The sequence below is a fragment of the Exiguobacterium sp. GL_137 genome (assembly GCF_057834585.1).
Map to the genome: position 1 here is coordinate 338,116 of NZ_CM174406.1, position 15,008 is coordinate 353,123.

The 15,008-nt window shown below is 47.1% G+C and carries 14 protein-coding genes; 10 read left to right on the forward strand and 4 right to left on the reverse strand.

The window, feature by feature from the left end; genetic code table 11:
* Positions 1–72 precede the first annotated feature (72 nt).
* From AC3IRK_RS01880 to AC3IRK_RS01905, 6 genes are all read left to right on the forward strand, one after another.
* Positions 73–561, forward strand: a complete 489-nt coding sequence (locus AC3IRK_RS01880) for a MarR family winged helix-turn-helix transcriptional regulator (protein ID WP_489170335.1) — start codon at positions 73–75, stop codon at positions 559–561.
* Positions 554–2,278 carry an ABC transporter ATP-binding protein gene (locus tag AC3IRK_RS01885; RefSeq protein WP_489170336.1) on the forward strand — a complete coding sequence of 575 codons (1,725 nt, stop codon included), beginning with the start codon at positions 554–556 and terminating at the stop codon, positions 2,276–2,278. Before AC3IRK_RS01880 ends, AC3IRK_RS01885 begins: the two co-directional genes overlap by 8 nt.
* A complete protein-coding gene (locus AC3IRK_RS01890) occupies positions 2,275–4,146 on the forward strand; it encodes an ABC transporter ATP-binding protein (protein WP_489170337.1) in 1,872 nt (623 codons plus the stop codon). Before AC3IRK_RS01885 ends, AC3IRK_RS01890 begins: the two co-directional genes overlap by 4 nt.
* 229 nt (positions 4,147–4,375) lie before the next feature.
* A complete protein-coding gene (locus AC3IRK_RS01895; RefSeq protein ID WP_489170338.1) occupies positions 4,376–6,181 on the forward strand; it encodes a mechanosensitive ion channel in 1,806 nt (601 codons plus the stop codon).
* Positions 6,182–6,404: 223 nt separating this feature from the next.
* On the forward strand, positions 6,405–7,790 hold the full coding sequence (gene bcaP / locus AC3IRK_RS01900; protein WP_489170339.1) for a branched-chain amino acid transporter BcaP: 1,386 nt from the start codon (positions 6,405–6,407) through the stop codon (positions 7,788–7,790).
* Between the two features lie 106 nt (positions 7,791–7,896).
* Positions 7,897–8,682 carry a GNAT family N-acetyltransferase gene (locus AC3IRK_RS01905; RefSeq protein ID WP_489170340.1) on the forward strand — a complete coding sequence of 262 codons (786 nt, stop codon included), beginning with the start codon at positions 7,897–7,899 and terminating at the stop codon, positions 8,680–8,682.
* Between the two features lie 180 nt (positions 8,683–8,862).
* On the opposite strand, the gene AC3IRK_RS01910 is transcribed toward AC3IRK_RS01905, so the two are convergent.
* From AC3IRK_RS01910 to AC3IRK_RS01920, 3 genes are all read right to left on the reverse strand, one after another.
* Positions 8,863–9,549: a hypothetical protein gene (locus AC3IRK_RS01910; protein ID WP_489170341.1), complete on the reverse strand. Its 687-nt coding sequence runs from the start codon at positions 9,547–9,549 to the stop codon at positions 8,863–8,865.
* 149 nt (positions 9,550–9,698) lie between these two features.
* A complete protein-coding gene (locus AC3IRK_RS01915; RefSeq protein ID WP_489170342.1) occupies positions 9,699–10,145 on the reverse strand; it encodes an NUDIX hydrolase in 447 nt (148 codons plus the stop codon).
* Positions 10,142–11,242 carry a nitric oxide synthase oxygenase gene (locus AC3IRK_RS01920; protein ID WP_489170343.1) on the reverse strand — a complete coding sequence of 367 codons (1,101 nt, stop codon included), beginning with the start codon at positions 11,240–11,242 and terminating at the stop codon, positions 10,142–10,144. The genes AC3IRK_RS01915 and AC3IRK_RS01920 overlap by 4 nt, the downstream gene beginning before the upstream one ends.
* A gap of 183 nt (positions 11,243–11,425) precedes the next feature.
* Here AC3IRK_RS01920 and AC3IRK_RS01925 point away from each other — a divergent pair, with 183 nt between their 5' ends.
* Positions 11,426–12,283, forward strand: a complete 858-nt coding sequence (locus AC3IRK_RS01925) for a YihY/virulence factor BrkB family protein (RefSeq protein ID WP_114597028.1) — start codon at positions 11,426–11,428, stop codon at positions 12,281–12,283.
* On the opposite strand, the gene AC3IRK_RS01930 is transcribed toward AC3IRK_RS01925, so the two are convergent.
* On the reverse strand, positions 12,280–13,146 hold the full coding sequence (locus AC3IRK_RS01930) for a sulfite exporter TauE/SafE family protein (protein ID WP_426354617.1): 867 nt from the start codon (positions 13,144–13,146) through the stop codon (positions 12,280–12,282). The two genes, AC3IRK_RS01925 and AC3IRK_RS01930, sit on opposite strands and share 4 nt — an antisense overlap.
* A gap of 111 nt (positions 13,147–13,257) precedes the next feature.
* Between AC3IRK_RS01930 and AC3IRK_RS01935 the strand changes: the two genes are divergently transcribed.
* The 3 genes from AC3IRK_RS01935 (at position 13,258) to AC3IRK_RS01945 (ending at position 15,005) form a co-directional block, all read left to right on the forward strand.
* Positions 13,258–14,106 (forward strand): LysR substrate-binding domain-containing protein, encoded by an 849-nt coding sequence (locus AC3IRK_RS01935; RefSeq protein WP_489170344.1) that lies wholly within the window; start codon positions 13,258–13,260, stop codon positions 14,104–14,106.
* Between the two features lie 99 nt (positions 14,107–14,205).
* Complete coding sequence (locus AC3IRK_RS01940) at positions 14,206–14,469, forward strand: metal-sensitive transcriptional regulator (RefSeq protein WP_214855576.1); 264 nt, start codon at positions 14,206–14,208, stop codon at positions 14,467–14,469.
* 56 nt (positions 14,470–14,525) lie between these two features.
* Positions 14,526–15,005: a DsrE/DsrF/DrsH-like family protein gene (locus AC3IRK_RS01945; protein ID WP_131973341.1), complete on the forward strand. Its 480-nt coding sequence runs from the start codon at positions 14,526–14,528 to the stop codon at positions 15,003–15,005.
* The last annotated feature ends 3 nt before the right edge of the window (positions 15,006–15,008 follow it).

The following is a 15,008-nucleotide window of genomic DNA, read 5'->3' on the forward strand; positions in this document are numbered from 1 at the left end:
TGGGCGTATTTTAGTTTACATAGGTAATCGTTCGATATGGAACGATTCAATATGGAACATGGAGGTGGAAGGATGGAAACAGAGCAAAAAGAGCCGGTTCGTTCAACGGCCATGATGCAGTCGTTTTGGAATGTGCAACGTCATCTTGTCCGCGCGGCGCATCAGACAGCGCAGGAAAACGGACTCAGTTTGCCGCAATTTCACAGTTTGATGACGATTGCCCCAAGAAGTCCAATCACACAAAAGGAACTTGCCGCGCATACACACTTACCGAAAAGCACCCTCAGTCAATCGATAGAAGGGTTGGTGCAAGCGGAGTGGGTCATCCGGGAAACGAATCCGGACAACCGACGGGAAGTCGTCTTACGTTTAAGTGATTACGGACGGCAATTCGTCGAGACGATCAAACAGCAGGAAGCGGGGATGCAACAACGGCTCGAGCACGTCCTCGATCAAATCGATCCCGTCGTCTTTGAGCAGATGTTGCAGACGCATGCACAGATTGCAGAAGGACTAAAAGAAATTTTGGCACCAGGAAACGGAGGCTGTACAGATGATTAAGTTACTCAAAAATCTGACGACCTATAAATGGGCAGTCTTGGCCGTCTTGATCCTTGTCTTCGCCCAGTCGATGTCGGATTTATACTTACCGACTTTGATGGCCGACATCATTGACAAAGGGGTCGTGACAGGGGATACGGCGTACATTTGGAAAATCGGGGCTGTCATGCTCGGGATTACCGGACTTGGCGCACTCGCGGCGATTGCTGCCAGTTATTATTCCTCGAAAGCCGCGATGGGACTTGGCCGCGACATCCGCCGAAAAGTCTTTAACCACGTCGAGCGCTTTACGTTACAGGAGTTTGATCAAGTCGGAACGGCTTCATTGATCACACGGACGACAAACGATATCACCCAAGTCCAGCAGGTCGTCATCATGATGCTCCGGATGGTCGTCAGTGCGCCGATCATGTTCGTCGGTGGACTGATCATGGCGGTTTCGAAAGATGCTAAATTATCACTTGTCATCGTTGCGGCGATGCCGGTGTTGGTCGTCTCGATTCTGTTGATTCTCTGGAAAGGGGTCCCGTTGTTCGGCCAAGTCCAAAAACGGCTTGACCGCTTGAATCTCGTTTTACGGGAAAACCTGACCGGGATTCGTGTCATCCGGGCCTTTAACCGGGAATCCCAGGAGAAAGTGCGGTTAACAAAAGCGAATGCGGATTTAACGGATGTCTCGATCAAGGTCAATAAAATCATGGCCTTTTTGATGCCGGTCATGATGCTCGTGATGAACTTGACGGTTGTTGGTGTCATCTGGTTCGGTGGTATCCGGATTAACAACGGCGGGATGCAGATCGGAGATTTGATGGCGTTCATTCAATACGTCATGCAAATCATGTTTGCCCTCGTCATGGCGTCCGTCATGTTCGTCATGATTCCCCGGGCGGCGGTCTCGGCGAAACGGATTAATGAAGTCCTCGAGATGGAGCCGACGATGGTCGACGCCGGAACCGCTTCTGCGGATAAAGAACGCGGCACGCTTGTGTTTGACGGGGTGACGTTCAGCTATCCGGGAGCGGAAGCACCGGTTCTGTCCGACATCAGCTTTACCGCCCGGCCGGGTGAAATCACGGCCGTCATCGGCGGGACCGGTTCCGGGAAATCAACGCTCGTCAATTTGATTCCGCGCTTTTATGACGTAACGGCTGGCAGTATCCAAGTCAACGGTGTTGACAGTCAAGCCGTCCCGCAGGAAGAATTACGTTCGAAAATCGGCTTTGTCCCGCAAAAAGCGTTGCTGTTCACGGGAACGATTGCGGATAACATCCGGTTCGGGAAAGAGGACGCGACGGACGAAGAAATCCGGCATGCGGCGCACGTCGCTCAAGCGACAGATTTTATTGAACGGATGCCAGACCGGTATGACTCAATGATTGAACAAGGCGGTTCCAACGTCTCCGGTGGTCAAAAACAACGGCTGTCGATTGCCCGGGCGCTGGTCCGCAAACCCGACATCTATGTCTTTGACGACAGCTTCTCGGCGCTTGACTTTAAAACCGATGCAACGTTACGGAAAGCCTTAAAGCAGGAAACCGAGGACGCGACCGTCCTGATCGTCGCCCAGCGCGTCAGCACCGTCATGGACGCCGATCAAATCATCGTCCTCGAAGAAGGTCGGATTGCCGGCATCGGAACGCATGATGAACTCTATGAAACAAACGAAGTCTATCAGGAAATCGTCAAATCCCAACTGTCAGAGGAGGAAATCGCATGAGTACCAGTAGTACAAAACGACCTGCCGGCGGTCCTCCAGGTGGCCCGGGTGGTGGTCCCGGCGGCGGGAACATGATGATGATGGGCGAAAAACCAAAAAACTTTAAAGCGACGTTCCGACGGTTGCTCGGTTACCTGAAACCACGCCGGAACGCTCTCATAGCGGTTTTTGTCGCAGCCATTCTCAGTACGATCTTTATGATTGCCGGACCGAAAATCATGGGAACGGCAATCACGGAACTGTTTGAAGGAGCATACGCCAAGTTCCAGGGGGTACCGGGAGCAGAAATCGACTTTACGAAAATCGGACAGATTTTGCTGTTACTCGCCGGACTGTATGTCATCAGCAGTCTGTTCAGTTACCTGCAACAGTATCTGATGTCCGGGATTGCGCAAAAAACCGTCTACGATTTACGGGAAGATGTCAATCAGAAGCTTGAACGCTTACCGCTCAAGTATTATGACGGCCGTCCGAACGGGGAGACACTCAGCCGGGTCACAAATGACATCGATACGATCGGGAGTACGTTACAACAAAGTGTGACGTCGTTCATCACGTCGATCGTGACGATTGTCGGGATCTTAATCATGATGCTGACGATCAGTCCGCTGTTGACGTTGATCTCGCTCGTCTCGTTACCGATCTCGATTTTCGCGATTCGTCCGATTTTGAAACGGTCGCAAAAATACTTTGCCGATCAACAACGGACACTTGGACAACTGAATGGTCATGTCGAAGAGATGTATACAGGGCATCCGGTCGTCAAAGCGTTTGGTCATGAACGCAGAGCGGTCGAACAGTTTGATACGGTTAATGAAGAATTATATGAAGCGGGACGAAAAGCGCAGTTTATCTCCGGGATCATCATGCCCATGATGATGTTCATCGGGAATATCAGTTACGTCCTGATCAGTGTCGTCGGCGGGATTCTCGTCACCCAGCGCAGCATCTCGATCGGAGATATTCAGGCGTTCATCACCTATACACGCCAGTTCACACAACCGATCACACAAACGGCCAATATCGCGAACATCGTTCAGTCGACGGTCGCCGCTGCCGAGCGGGTCTTTGAGTTATTGGATGAAGAAGAGGAAGTCAAGGAAGTAACGACCCATCACTTGACGAAAGCCGACGGAGCCGTTGCGTTCGAGCATGTCGACTTCGGTTACGGCGAACAGCTGTTGATTGAAGACATGAACATCGACGTCAAACCGGGTCAGACGGTTGCGATCGTTGGTCCGACCGGTGCCGGTAAAACGACACTGATCAATCTGTTGATGCGCTTTTACGAGTTGAATCGTGGTGTCATCCGGATTGACGGGATCGATACACGGAAGATGTCACGCGAAGATTTACGGACGACGTTCGGCATGGTCCTGCAGGATACGTGGCTCTTTAACGGTACGATTCGTGATAATCTCGCGTACGGAAAAACCGGGGCAACAGAAGACGACATCGTCGAAGCCGCGAAAACAGCCCATGCGGATCACTTTATCCGGACATTGCCGGACGGCTACGATACCGTCCTGAACGAAGAAGCGTCGAACATCTCGCAAGGGCAGAAGCAACTGTTGACGATTGCCCGGGCGGTCCTCGCCGATCCACCGATCATGATTCTCGATGAAGCCACGTCAAGTGTCGATACGCGGACGGAAATCTTTATTCAACAGGCGATGAAACGTTTGATGGAAGGGCGGACAAGTTTCGTCATCGCCCACCGCCTGTCGACGATTAAAGATGCCGATTTGATTTTGGTCATGGATCAAGGGCGGGTCATTGAACAGGGCACACATGAAGCCTTGCTCGAAGCGAACGGCTTTTATGCCGATCTTTACAACAGTCAGTTCTCGGAAAAAGAAGTCGTTTAAGATGGACGCGGTCAAATTATTTCGGTACGTCGGCGAAACCATGACGGCGGAATACTAAAAAATAAATAGCTTTTCCAAAATGGATGGTTCTGATCAGAATCATCCATTTTTTTAAATACTATTCACAAACTGCCACTTTCAGGTTAAAAGTGGTTTAGTAATTTCTTTAGCGGGGGAAATTAAAGAAGTGTCGGAAATATATTATTTAGAGATGAAGGAGTGTGGCAGGATGAACAACTTTTGGAACACGACGTCATTTGACGTCAACGGGATTCTAGGAACTCTCGGAAACATTTTAGGAGCACTTATCGTCTTCTTGATTGGATGGCTGATTGCGAAACTGATCGCAAACGGTATTCAAAAGGCATTGGAAAAATCAGGTGTCGTCAACAAATTGTCACCACAAAAAGAAGGTACACCACCACAAAAGAAAAAGTGGACGCCTGAAAAAATTATCGGGACAGTCATTTTCTGGGTCTTGATGGTTTTCGTTCTCATCCTAGTCTTTAACATCTTGAACTTGAACATCATCGCAGGACCGCTTGCGGATACGATGAGCACATTGCTCGCAGCGATCCCGAACATCCTGAAAGCAGCATTGATTCTTCTTTTGGCTTACGTCATCGCGGTCGTACTGCGCATGGTTATCGTCAAAGGCGGAACGAAGTTGATGTCGAACGAAAAAGTCCGTTCGAACAAAATGCTTCAAGGTCAAACGGATCTTTCGAACTATCCGAAGATTGCAGGCGAAATCGTCTTCTATCTTGTCTTGTTATTGTTCCTACCAGGTGTACTGGGTGCGCTCAACATTGAAAGTGTTTCTGAGCCGTTCAGCCAATTACTCTCGTCGTTCCTTGGATTCATCCCACGTCTGATTGCTGCAGCAGCGATCTTCTTCGTCGGATTCCTCGTTGCGAAAATCGTTCGCGATATCGTCACGAACTTCCTGCATGCAGTCGGTACAGACAAATTTGCTTCACGCTTCAACATCGGTACAAACGAACAAAAAGATACAAAATCACTTTCTTCCATCTTAGGTACAGTCGTCTTCATCCTGATCTTAATCCCGATCACGATTTCGGCACTTGACCAGCTCAACATCAAAGGGATTACAGGACCAGCCATCAACATGTTAAATGATGTTCTTGGTATGATTCCGAACATCATTATCGGTGTCGTCTTGATCCTTGTCGGTCTTTATGTCGGTCGTTTCGTTAAGAAATTCGTCGCAGACCTCTTGTCACGCCTCGGTTTCAATAACTTAACACGCCACTTGAAAATCGGTAACTGGGATGCAAACAATGCCTCGACATCACCATCATCCATCGTTGGATCACTCGTTGAAATCGTCATCGTCGTCTTGTTCGTCGTTGAAGCATTCAATCTGATCGGTCTCAACTTCATGGTTGATCTCGGTCGCGCGGTTCTTGCTTTCCTTCCAAGCGTCTTGACAGCGATCATCATCTTGGCCATCGGTATCATCATCAGCAACTTGGTGAAACGCACAATGGACAGCCTGTTTGCGAACTCAGATTTAAAAGTTCTTTCAAGCGTCGCAAAATATGCCATCCTTGCTCTTGCTGTCTTCATGGCACTTGATCAACTTGGTGTTGCTGCTACAATCGTTAACTCAGCGTTCATCTTGATCCTCGGTGCTGTTGCTCTTGCTTTCGGACTCGCGTTTGGCTTAGGTGGCCGTGATAATGCATCACGTTACCTCGATCGTCTCCAGAAAAAAGCAGAGAATGCAGATATCGACACATCGAACCTGCCGTCAAACAACACATCGTCTGCTTCGACGAAGCCAAGCTTAAAAGAAGCAGCAAAAGGTGCCGCGTCAAAAGCAGCAGATGACGTCACACCAGATCAAGCACCAAAAGCTTCTAAACCATCATCTTCTACGAACGTGAACCCGACACACGGTACACCAAAAGGGGCACTTCCTGAAAATGATTTAGCACAACAAGACGATTACCCGATCGATTCGGACACGAACCGTGGTCCGAACTTAGATCACCCGAATGATCGTCCGTAACCAAAACGAAAACTCCTTCACCGAGCGGTGGAGGAGTTTTTAGTACATTAATGCATGTCTACATATTTGTATTGTAGTAAAACAACAAAACTGGTTTGACCATTTTGTGAAAAAAAACAGAAACTTTTGCTTATAAAAGCTGACATCCTTTGTTATGATGAAAAGGTCAATTAGAAAAATGATTTGAATATTCAGAAAAAAGAGAAAGTTCGGAGGGTGTTTTATGAGTTTGCTTCGTAAGAAAGATGTCAGTGTGATGATGGATCAAAAGAGCCATTCCAAACTGGCGCGGCATTTATCAGGCTTTGATTTAGTTTTACTTGGGATTGGTGCAATCATCGGGACAGGGATCTTCGTCCTGACCGGAACAGGAGCGTTGTATGCAGGACCCGCATTACCGGTTGCCTTTATTATTTCTGCTATCGTCTGTGCATTAGCAGCTCTCTGTTACGCCGAGTTCTCATCGATGATTCCCGTCTCGGGTAGTGTTTACACGTACACCTATGCCACGATTGGTGAATTGGTTGCCTGGGTCATCGGTTGGTGTTTGATCCTGGAATATGGTTTAGCATCGAGTGCCGTTGCAACAGGCTGGTCCGGTTATTTCCAGTCGTTGTTATCCGGATTCGGTGTCAGTCTGCCGACAGCATTAACAGCAGCACCAGGTGCTGTACCAGGCAGCGAAACATTCTTCAACTTACCGGCGTTCCTGATCTTGATGGTCATCACGCTGTTGCTCTCAATGGGTATTAAAGAAACAAAACGCGTCAACAATATCATGGTTCTTGTTAAAGTAGCCGTCGTTGTCTTGTTCATCGTCGTCGGTATCTGGTATGTCGAGCCGGGCAACTACACACCGTTCGCACCGTTCGGTATCAGTGGTGTCCTGCAGGCTTCAGCCATCGCCTTCTTCGCATACCTCGGTTTTGATGCCGTTACGTCAGCAGCAGAAGAAGTCAAAGATCCGGGCCGTAACTTGCCGATCGGGATCTTGGGATCACTTGCCATCGTTACCGTACTATACGTCGTCGTATCCGCCATCATGGTCGGAATCGTACCATTCAAACAATTTGAAGGGGTCGACAGCCCGGTTTCGTTAGCCTTAAAAGTAGCAGGTCAGGACTGGGTCGCAGGTTTCGTCGACTTAGGTGCCATCGTTGGTATGACAACTGTTATCCTCGTCATGACATTTGGTCTGGTTCGTCTCCTGTTCGCGATGAGCCGTGATGGATTATTGCCGAAAATCTTCTCGGACGTGAATGAAAAATCACATACGCCTGTCAAAGCAACATGGATTCTTGGTACGACGGCCGGTTTGATTGCTGGGTTCGTTCCGCTCGGTACACTGGCAGAATTGATCAATATCGGAACACTCGCAGCATTCGCTCTGATTTCAATTGCCGTCGTCATCTTACGGAAAACGCGTCCTGATCTGAAGCGGGCGTTCAAAGTGCCATGGGTTCCATTCTTACCGATTCTTTCCGTCCTTGCCTGTATCATGTTGATGTTGAACCTTCAAACATTCACATGGATTGCTTTCTTCATCTGGACCGCAATTGGCCTACTTGTCTACTTCGGATATGGAAGAACACGCTCAAAACTGCATTAATAGCACTTATGCCATCCAGGACCGCTTCTGGATGGTTTTTTATTTACTTCTGGCAGGAATGAACATCGGAAAAGGCGAACGGTTGTAGGGAAAGGGGCGATCCGAAATGATTCATATTAAACAGGCACCTGATACAGAAACAGCATATTTAGTCATGAAGGAAGGTTTCAGCGATTACATGATTCCACTAGGTCTTTCACCTGAAGTGTTTCAGGAACGAATCTTAGAACGTGACGGCAACCAACTGGAACATTCGTTCATTGCCTATCACGGGGAACGACCGGTCGCGATTTGGTTGAACGGGCTGAAGACCATCAAGAAAAAAACGGTCATGCGTTGTGGGGGACTGGCGGTCGATCCGCAGTACCGGCGTCTTGGAATTGCCAAAGCCTTGTATGAAGCACAGCTGAGTTATGCCAAATCTTTGAATATCGATTGCTTGATGCTTGAAGTCATTCAAGGTAATGATCCGGCGATTACCTTATACAAGAGTTTCGGTTATCAAACTGTCAGTGAACTCGGTTATTTTCATAAAGAAGAATCGGGACAGGTTGAACCGCTTGTTGAAATTGATCAAGTGGCTTTTGAACGGCGGTACATACAGCAGGACGAATACATTTGGCAACAGGATCCGGGTGTTATGAAACTGGCGAAAGCCCGTTACTACGAACTTGATGGTGCCTTTATTGCCGCAGTCAATGAATCAATTTTTGCCATTTTGACAGATGAGGAAGAAGTGGCCCGTGTCGCGACCGAAGCGACACGCCGATTGGCAGGCGAACTCTACCATCTACAATCAACGAATCAGCAGGTGTGGGAAGAATTACTTAAAGCCGGTTGGAAACAACGGGACCTCAAACAATTCATCATGCAAAAACCAATCAGTGTCTAAACAAACGGGATCTACAGAACGGCCATTGAGGCGACTCTGTAGATCCCGTCTTTTGTTACATCCATAAGCTGATCATGACGATGACGGCAAAGATCACGAATAAGATACCTGTGCCACCAAGCATGACCAACATGATTTTGTTCATCATAAAACATCCTCAAATCTGTAGAAGGCTACAATTTATTTTACAAAATAACCTAAGCTTGCACTATATTTCTCCCATTCGTCTAGTCCCTTGTTGTATGTCTTACTGTCAAAACTACGTGAAAGATAACTGTGGGATTCTTTTTCAATTAATTTATTCTTTGTCAAAGAATAATCATGAAAAATAAAGCCGACTTTTTCGCCACCGTTTACATAAATGGGTACCTGAAGAAGGTTTTTGTCCATTTTAGGACGCATACCGTAAGAAACAATTGAACCAGGATGACGTACTAATTTTTTATCGACAATTGAATATGTTTTTAAACTAATTAGTGATGAAGTTTCTCGAGTTGATAAGGAAAATACGTTAGGTGATCCTTTTGCATTCCTTAATTTTGCACTCGTTCTGAAATCATGTGCTGCTCTGACATAAGGATTGTCTTTTGTATAGTTGTAAGAATAGTTGGTTGCTTTGCCGTTAAGATATAACGTGAACTTTCCGGTGCAAAGTTCATCTTTTCCTTTTAACCATAAGTAATCATTTGATGTAGCTTTATGACAAGATGCTTTTGTAGAGCGGACCGAAACGATGTGCTTTTTATTGATAGTATCTACGATCGTATAAGTTTGGTCGATTTTCTTTGATGAAGTAGCAGCTTCCGTAGGGAGTGGAAGAAAATTAATTAAAGCCACAGTACAGGTTGTAATTAGTAATTTTTTCAAAGTATAGTCTCCTTTTCATAATACGTTCCCTTTCCATTTTATAACATTTAAAAGGAGATCAGTTAAAAAGATAAAAAATAAAACCAAAAACGCCTTTCTTTCGTTTTCTGAAGAAGGCGCATGGTCAATCACTTCATGGCAATGTACAGTCACATCTGTTTTAAGTAATCCTCAATCATCACACGATGCGAGCCGACGATCTGCTCCGGTAAATCGGTCAGAGGGAAATACGTTAACGCAACACTTTCTTCGCTGATGCGTAAGGTTCCGGTCGTTTTGGAAGCGACATAAGCCAGCGTGACGCTTTGAAACACATCACCGTTCGCAAGCGTCGTGACATAGTTTTTTCCGGAATAGACACCGAGTAACGTCAAGTCTTCAGCGACAAGACCTGTTTCTTCCAACAGTTCACGGCGTGCAGTTTCGTCTGTTGACTCCGCCCATTCCATCAGACCGCCCGGTAGTCCGAACCGGGCTTGTGTTTCATTGCGTTGTTCAAGTAAAATTTGGCCGTTCGTGACGACAAGCACGACGGCACCGACTAGAATCAGCGGGGTCTGTCCGATTTGCTTTCGGAGTGTCTCGACATAATTCATCGCGGCACCCCTTGATGAAACGGACAGCCGGTTGGCTTGGTTGTTTTTTCAACAGTCGCAGAACGGGCAAAGAAATTCGGACGCTTGACGGCCGGATCGAAATCTTTGTGGAAGACATGCGTCGCGGCACCGCTCATGGGCGGTACGAGCCAGGACCATTCTCCGGTTACGTTCCGTTTGCAGGCCGCTTCATTTTTTTCGAACCGGGCAAATTGTTTCGTCGCCGTATGATGATCGACAATCGTCACGCCGGCCCGTTCAAACGAATCAAGGACGGCGTAATTGAGTTCGACGAGTGCCCGGTCTTTCCATAATGACCGTTCGCGGGATGTGTTCAGTCCAAGTTGCTCCGCGACCAGCGGCAAGAGGTTATACCGATCAACATCGGCCAAATTTCTTGCGCCGATTTCAGTCCCCATGTACCAGCCGTTAAACGGGGCGCACGGATAGGAGATACCGCCGATTTCAAGACGCATGTCAGAAATCATCGGGACAGCATACCATTTGACGGTATGGTTTGCGAACAAGTTAAAATCAGGATGTTGAATCGTGACTTCAAGCACCAGTTCATCCGGAATCGGATGCAGACTGACCTGTCCGTCGAGTTCGATCAGTAATGGCAGAAGATCAAAGTCGGTTCCTTGTCCACTCCATCCGAACGACTCACAAAGCGAGGTGAATGCAATGGATGCCGGATCACCAACGATACCGTCCGGGGTGTCGTAACCGGCATAACGGATTAATTGATGGTTCAAGATGCGGACCCGGTCGGGATCAAAAATCGTAATCGTCGAACGGATCCGTCCATCGTTGGTCGCGTACTCCATATGATGAAACAAGGTGTCGCGGATCGATTCCACAGTCAGGGCATCCCGGGCGTCAATGACGTGAAGTTGCTCCCAAAAGAGGCGTCCGATACAGCGGTTGCTGTTCCGCCAGGCAAGTTTTGCTCCATAAGTCAGTTCTTGAAGCGTTTGAGTATACGTACCTGTCCGCAAAATTTCTTCGCGGACTTCGTTCAGACGATGTGCTTCTTGCGGGTATTGTTCTATATAGTCATGGAAAAAGCTTTCGGCTTCTGTGAGTAAAGTAGACACGGCGTAAATCCTTTCTTCATCCAACACGACGATTGTTCTTGCTTCAGTGTACCGTTTGCTTGAGCGTTGTGCCAAACGATAATCGCTAAACACTTACTTACAAGTTCAAAAGACGTTAAAAGTTTGAAAGTAGTGTCGAAAGGGGGATAGAGGAAAGAACTATTTGAAAGTGAGGAAATTGTTATGTCATTATTAAAACCTGTATTTGCCCGTTTTTTTGGCGAAGCCTTTTTTGATAAATCGGCTCAACTCGCCTATTATCTGATGTTGTCCTTATTCCCCTTTTTGTTATTTGTAGTTGGATTAGTATCCTTTTTACCGTTCACATCAGGAGACGTCCTTGATTTAATCCGTCCGTTCGCTCCGGCGGAAACATATGAATTGATCCGGAAAAACGTCGTCGGGATTTTTGATGACGGGGGATTGAAACTCGCCTCGATCAGTTTCCTGGCAGCCTTCTGGCTCGCTTCGATGTCAGTGCAGTCATTGGTTCGATCATTGAATGATGCGCTGGAAGTAACGCGGAAAGTGCCGTTTTGGAGAGGGTTACTGCAGGACTTCGGTTTTACGGTCGGCATGATGGTTATTTTACCGATGTCGCTTCTCGTTCCGGTTGCTGAAAAGTTAACGCGGCGTTTCATCACGCATTTTGCCATCGTCAATGATGTCGTCACGAACTACTCCTGGATTTGGTTTTTATTCCGTTGGGGACTCGGATCACTGTTCCTGTTGGTCTTCTTCATTCTGTTGTATCGTGTTCTGCCGAGCGTCCGGTTGACAGTCCGTCAAGTCTTGCCGGGTGCGTTGTTTGCGACAATCGCCTGGCAGGCTGTTTCTGAATTCTTCTCGTATTACGCAGAATTCGGCAGTTACGACCGTCTGTATGGACAACTGGCCGGAATTATTGTCCTGATGACGTGGTTCTATTTGTCATCTGTTGTCCTGATGCTTGGTGGATTGATGAACGCCGAACGGATGCGTCAAAAGAAAGAAGCGAAAGTCTTAAAACCTGAAAAAATCAAACAAGAGACTGTCCGTTAAGGGCAGTCTTTTGTTTGACGTTGAATTACTTTTTGATAGAAGAATACACCGATCAAACCGGTCGTAAACAAGGCGAGCAGAAGTAACGAGAGTTGTTCATAGTGCGTAGTTTTTAAGAACACGCTGGCTGCAACGGCGGCATAAAAACTGCCCAGACTCTTTTTGACGAATTGACTGCTGAAGAGATTGAGGAATGATGCGCCAAGCGGCGAGCCGATGAGTGCTCCGATGATTAAAGCAATCCCTAAAGCAAGCGGAGCCTGTGTACCTGACATGAAGTAACTCGTAACGCCGCCGAGTACAATCAACGTAGCTGCCGCAATACTTGTTCCGATTGCTTGCTTAAGCGGGAAACGAACCCATCCCATCAAGAGTGGTGTCAGTAAAAATCCACCGCTGACACCCATCAAAGACGACAGGATTCCGGCAGCGGCACCGATTGCGACCAGTTTATAAAACGAGGCGTGCGGCACAGATGTCTCCCGAACCACTTTTTTAGCCGGTTTCAAAAACTGAATGGCAAACAACAGGAGCAGGACGATGTAAAGGGTGGAGATGACCGTATCGGCACCGCTGTGCCGTTCCATCCAAAAGACGACAGGCGTAATCGCAGCGGAGCCGATGATACCGGAAACGCCAATCGTGACAGCATCCCGAAGGTGAAAGTTATTTTGACGGAGATGGGCAAAGGTGCCTGTCACCGTCGAACCGAGTGTCAAAAGCAAACTTAAGACGATTGCGGTGCTCGGGGTGTATCCTAATATCAATAAAAGAGGGGTCAGGATGATGCCCCCGCCGATTCCGAAAAAACCGGATAGAATGCCGATTGCGGCTCCGAGTACAAGAAAAAGTAATAAATCCATGAGTGTTCCTTCTTTCTATAAAGTGATACAGATGACTCTACGGGGAAAGTAATGATTAGGAAAATGAATTATACTGATCGTAACGATTAGAAAAATAAATGAGGTGAATCTATGAATTTTAATGAACTGAAGACCTTTGTCGCGTTGGTCGAAACAAAACATTTTACGAAAACAGCGGAACGCTTATACATTTCACAGCCGACGGTCAGTCTCCATTTAAAACATTTGGAAGAACATTTTGGACAAAGTTTAATTCATCGCCATACCTTTAATAAAACGATTGAAATCTCGGAAGCGGGATGGATTGTGTACCGGCATGCCAAGGAAATTTTGCACCAAGCGATCCGGCTCGAGCAGGAAATGGATGAGTTGGAAGGCATTACACGCGGAACGCTCAGAATCGCGGCCACACATACGATCTACGAAACGATGTTAGAAGAGATGATTCACGACTTTTTGCTGGTCTATCCGGATGTTTCCGTCGATGCGCGCGTCATGAATCAGGAACAAGTCGAACAGGCCTTGCTTCATTACGAAATCGATTTAGGAATGGTAGAAGGAGTGCATCGCTCACACCAAATCGAAGCCATTCCTTTTGCAACAGATCGATTACGCATCATCGGTCAGCATCAGCTGGTTCCGGAACAGGCCACGTGGATTTACCGGGAAGAAGGATCAGCCGCACGTTTGGCACTGGAAACGTGGCTGCAGACACAAGCGATTGTTCCGAAGCGGATCATCACGGTATATTCCAACCGCTTAATCAAACAGTTAATCAAAAATGGAACGGGAATCTCAATTCTTTCGGAACGCTTGGCGGGAAGCCTGCTCGAATCAGAACGGTTTCAGACACACGATGATTCGCAGATTGATCCAAGGATGTTTCAATTCATTACACTTAAAGGAGAGACGACCCGTCTGTCTCAAAAATGGATCGATCAACACAGTAAGTCCGAATAAAAACTTTTTCGTTGACATATACCCCTGTAGGTATTATTGTATGGAATGTAGCCATTAGGTATGACACAGGTCACACGGAAAAAGGAGAGTGTTCTTCGCATGGAAAAAGTGTATGAAGACAAAATCATTCACCGGATGAACCGGATTGAAGGTCAGCTTCACGGTCTTATCCGGATGATGAAAGAAGAAGCGTCCTGTAAAGATGTTGTCACTCAACTCAGTGCGACACGAAGCGCGATTGATCGTGTCATTGGACTTGTCGTCAGTGAAAATCTAATTGAGTGTGTCACGAATGACGAAACCGACGATAACCATGAACAGGCTGTAGCAGAAGCGGTTCAACTATTACTGAAAAGCAGATAAAAAATTTTACAACGATTAATACCCTTAGGGGTAAAATAGGTGGAGGGATTTTTCAGATGTCAGAGATTAAAAAAACAACGATTGTATTGTTCAGTGGAGATTACGATAAGGTCATGGCAGCGTATATCATTGCCAACGGAGCAGCCGCTTACGACCACGAAGTGACGGTTTTCCATACATTCTGGGGATTAAACGCGATGCGTAAAGACGAGCCGATTCAACCGAATAAAACACTACTTGAAAAAATGTTCGGTAAATTCATGCCGCGCGGTGCCGACAAAATGCCGCTCTCAAAAATGAACTTCGGTGGTGCCGGTCAGAAGATGATCAAAAACGTCATGAAAAAACACAATGCGATGCCGCTTCCCGATTTAATCGAACTGGCGAAAGAACAGGATGTAAAACTGGTTGCTTGTACGATGACAATGGATCTGCTCGGCTTAAAGCAGGAAGAACTGCATGATGGGATCGAATATGCCGGTGTCGCAGCGTACCTCGCGGATGCTGAAGACGGAAACGTCAACCTGTTCATCTAATTT

Excerpts from the sequence above, each read along its gene's own strand:
- AC3IRK_RS01880 (WP_489170335.1), top strand. The coding sequence starts at position 73 with ATGGAAACAGAGCAAAAAGAGCCGGTTCGTTCAACGGCCATGATGCAG.
- AC3IRK_RS01885 (WP_489170336.1), top strand. The coding sequence starts at position 554 with ATGATTAAGTTACTCAAAAATCTGACGACCTATAAATGGGCAGTCTTG.
- AC3IRK_RS01890 (WP_489170337.1), top strand. The coding sequence starts at position 2,275 with ATGAGTACCAGTAGTACAAAACGACCTGCCGGCGGTCCTCCAGGTGGC.
- AC3IRK_RS01895 (WP_489170338.1), top strand. The coding sequence starts at position 4,376 with ATGAACAACTTTTGGAACACGACGTCATTTGACGTCAACGGGATTCTA.
- bcaP (WP_489170339.1), top strand. The coding sequence starts at position 6,405 with ATGAGTTTGCTTCGTAAGAAAGATGTCAGTGTGATGATGGATCAAAAG.
- AC3IRK_RS01905 (WP_489170340.1), top strand. The coding sequence starts at position 7,897 with ATGATTCATATTAAACAGGCACCTGATACAGAAACAGCATATTTAGTC.
- AC3IRK_RS01915 (WP_489170342.1), bottom strand. The coding sequence starts at position 10,145 with ATGAATTATGTCGAGACACTCCGAAAGCAAATCGGACAGACCCCGCTG.
- AC3IRK_RS01925 (WP_114597028.1), top strand. The coding sequence starts at position 11,426 with ATGTCATTATTAAAACCTGTATTTGCCCGTTTTTTTGGCGAAGCCTTT.
- AC3IRK_RS01930 (WP_426354617.1), bottom strand. The coding sequence starts at position 13,146 with ATGGATTTATTACTTTTTCTTGTACTCGGAGCCGCAATCGGCATTCTA.
- AC3IRK_RS01935 (WP_489170344.1), top strand. The coding sequence starts at position 13,258 with ATGAATTTTAATGAACTGAAGACCTTTGTCGCGTTGGTCGAAACAAAA.
- AC3IRK_RS01940 (WP_214855576.1), top strand. The coding sequence starts at position 14,206 with ATGGAAAAAGTGTATGAAGACAAAATCATTCACCGGATGAACCGGATT.
- AC3IRK_RS01945 (WP_131973341.1), top strand. The coding sequence starts at position 14,526 with ATGTCAGAGATTAAAAAAACAACGATTGTATTGTTCAGTGGAGATTAC.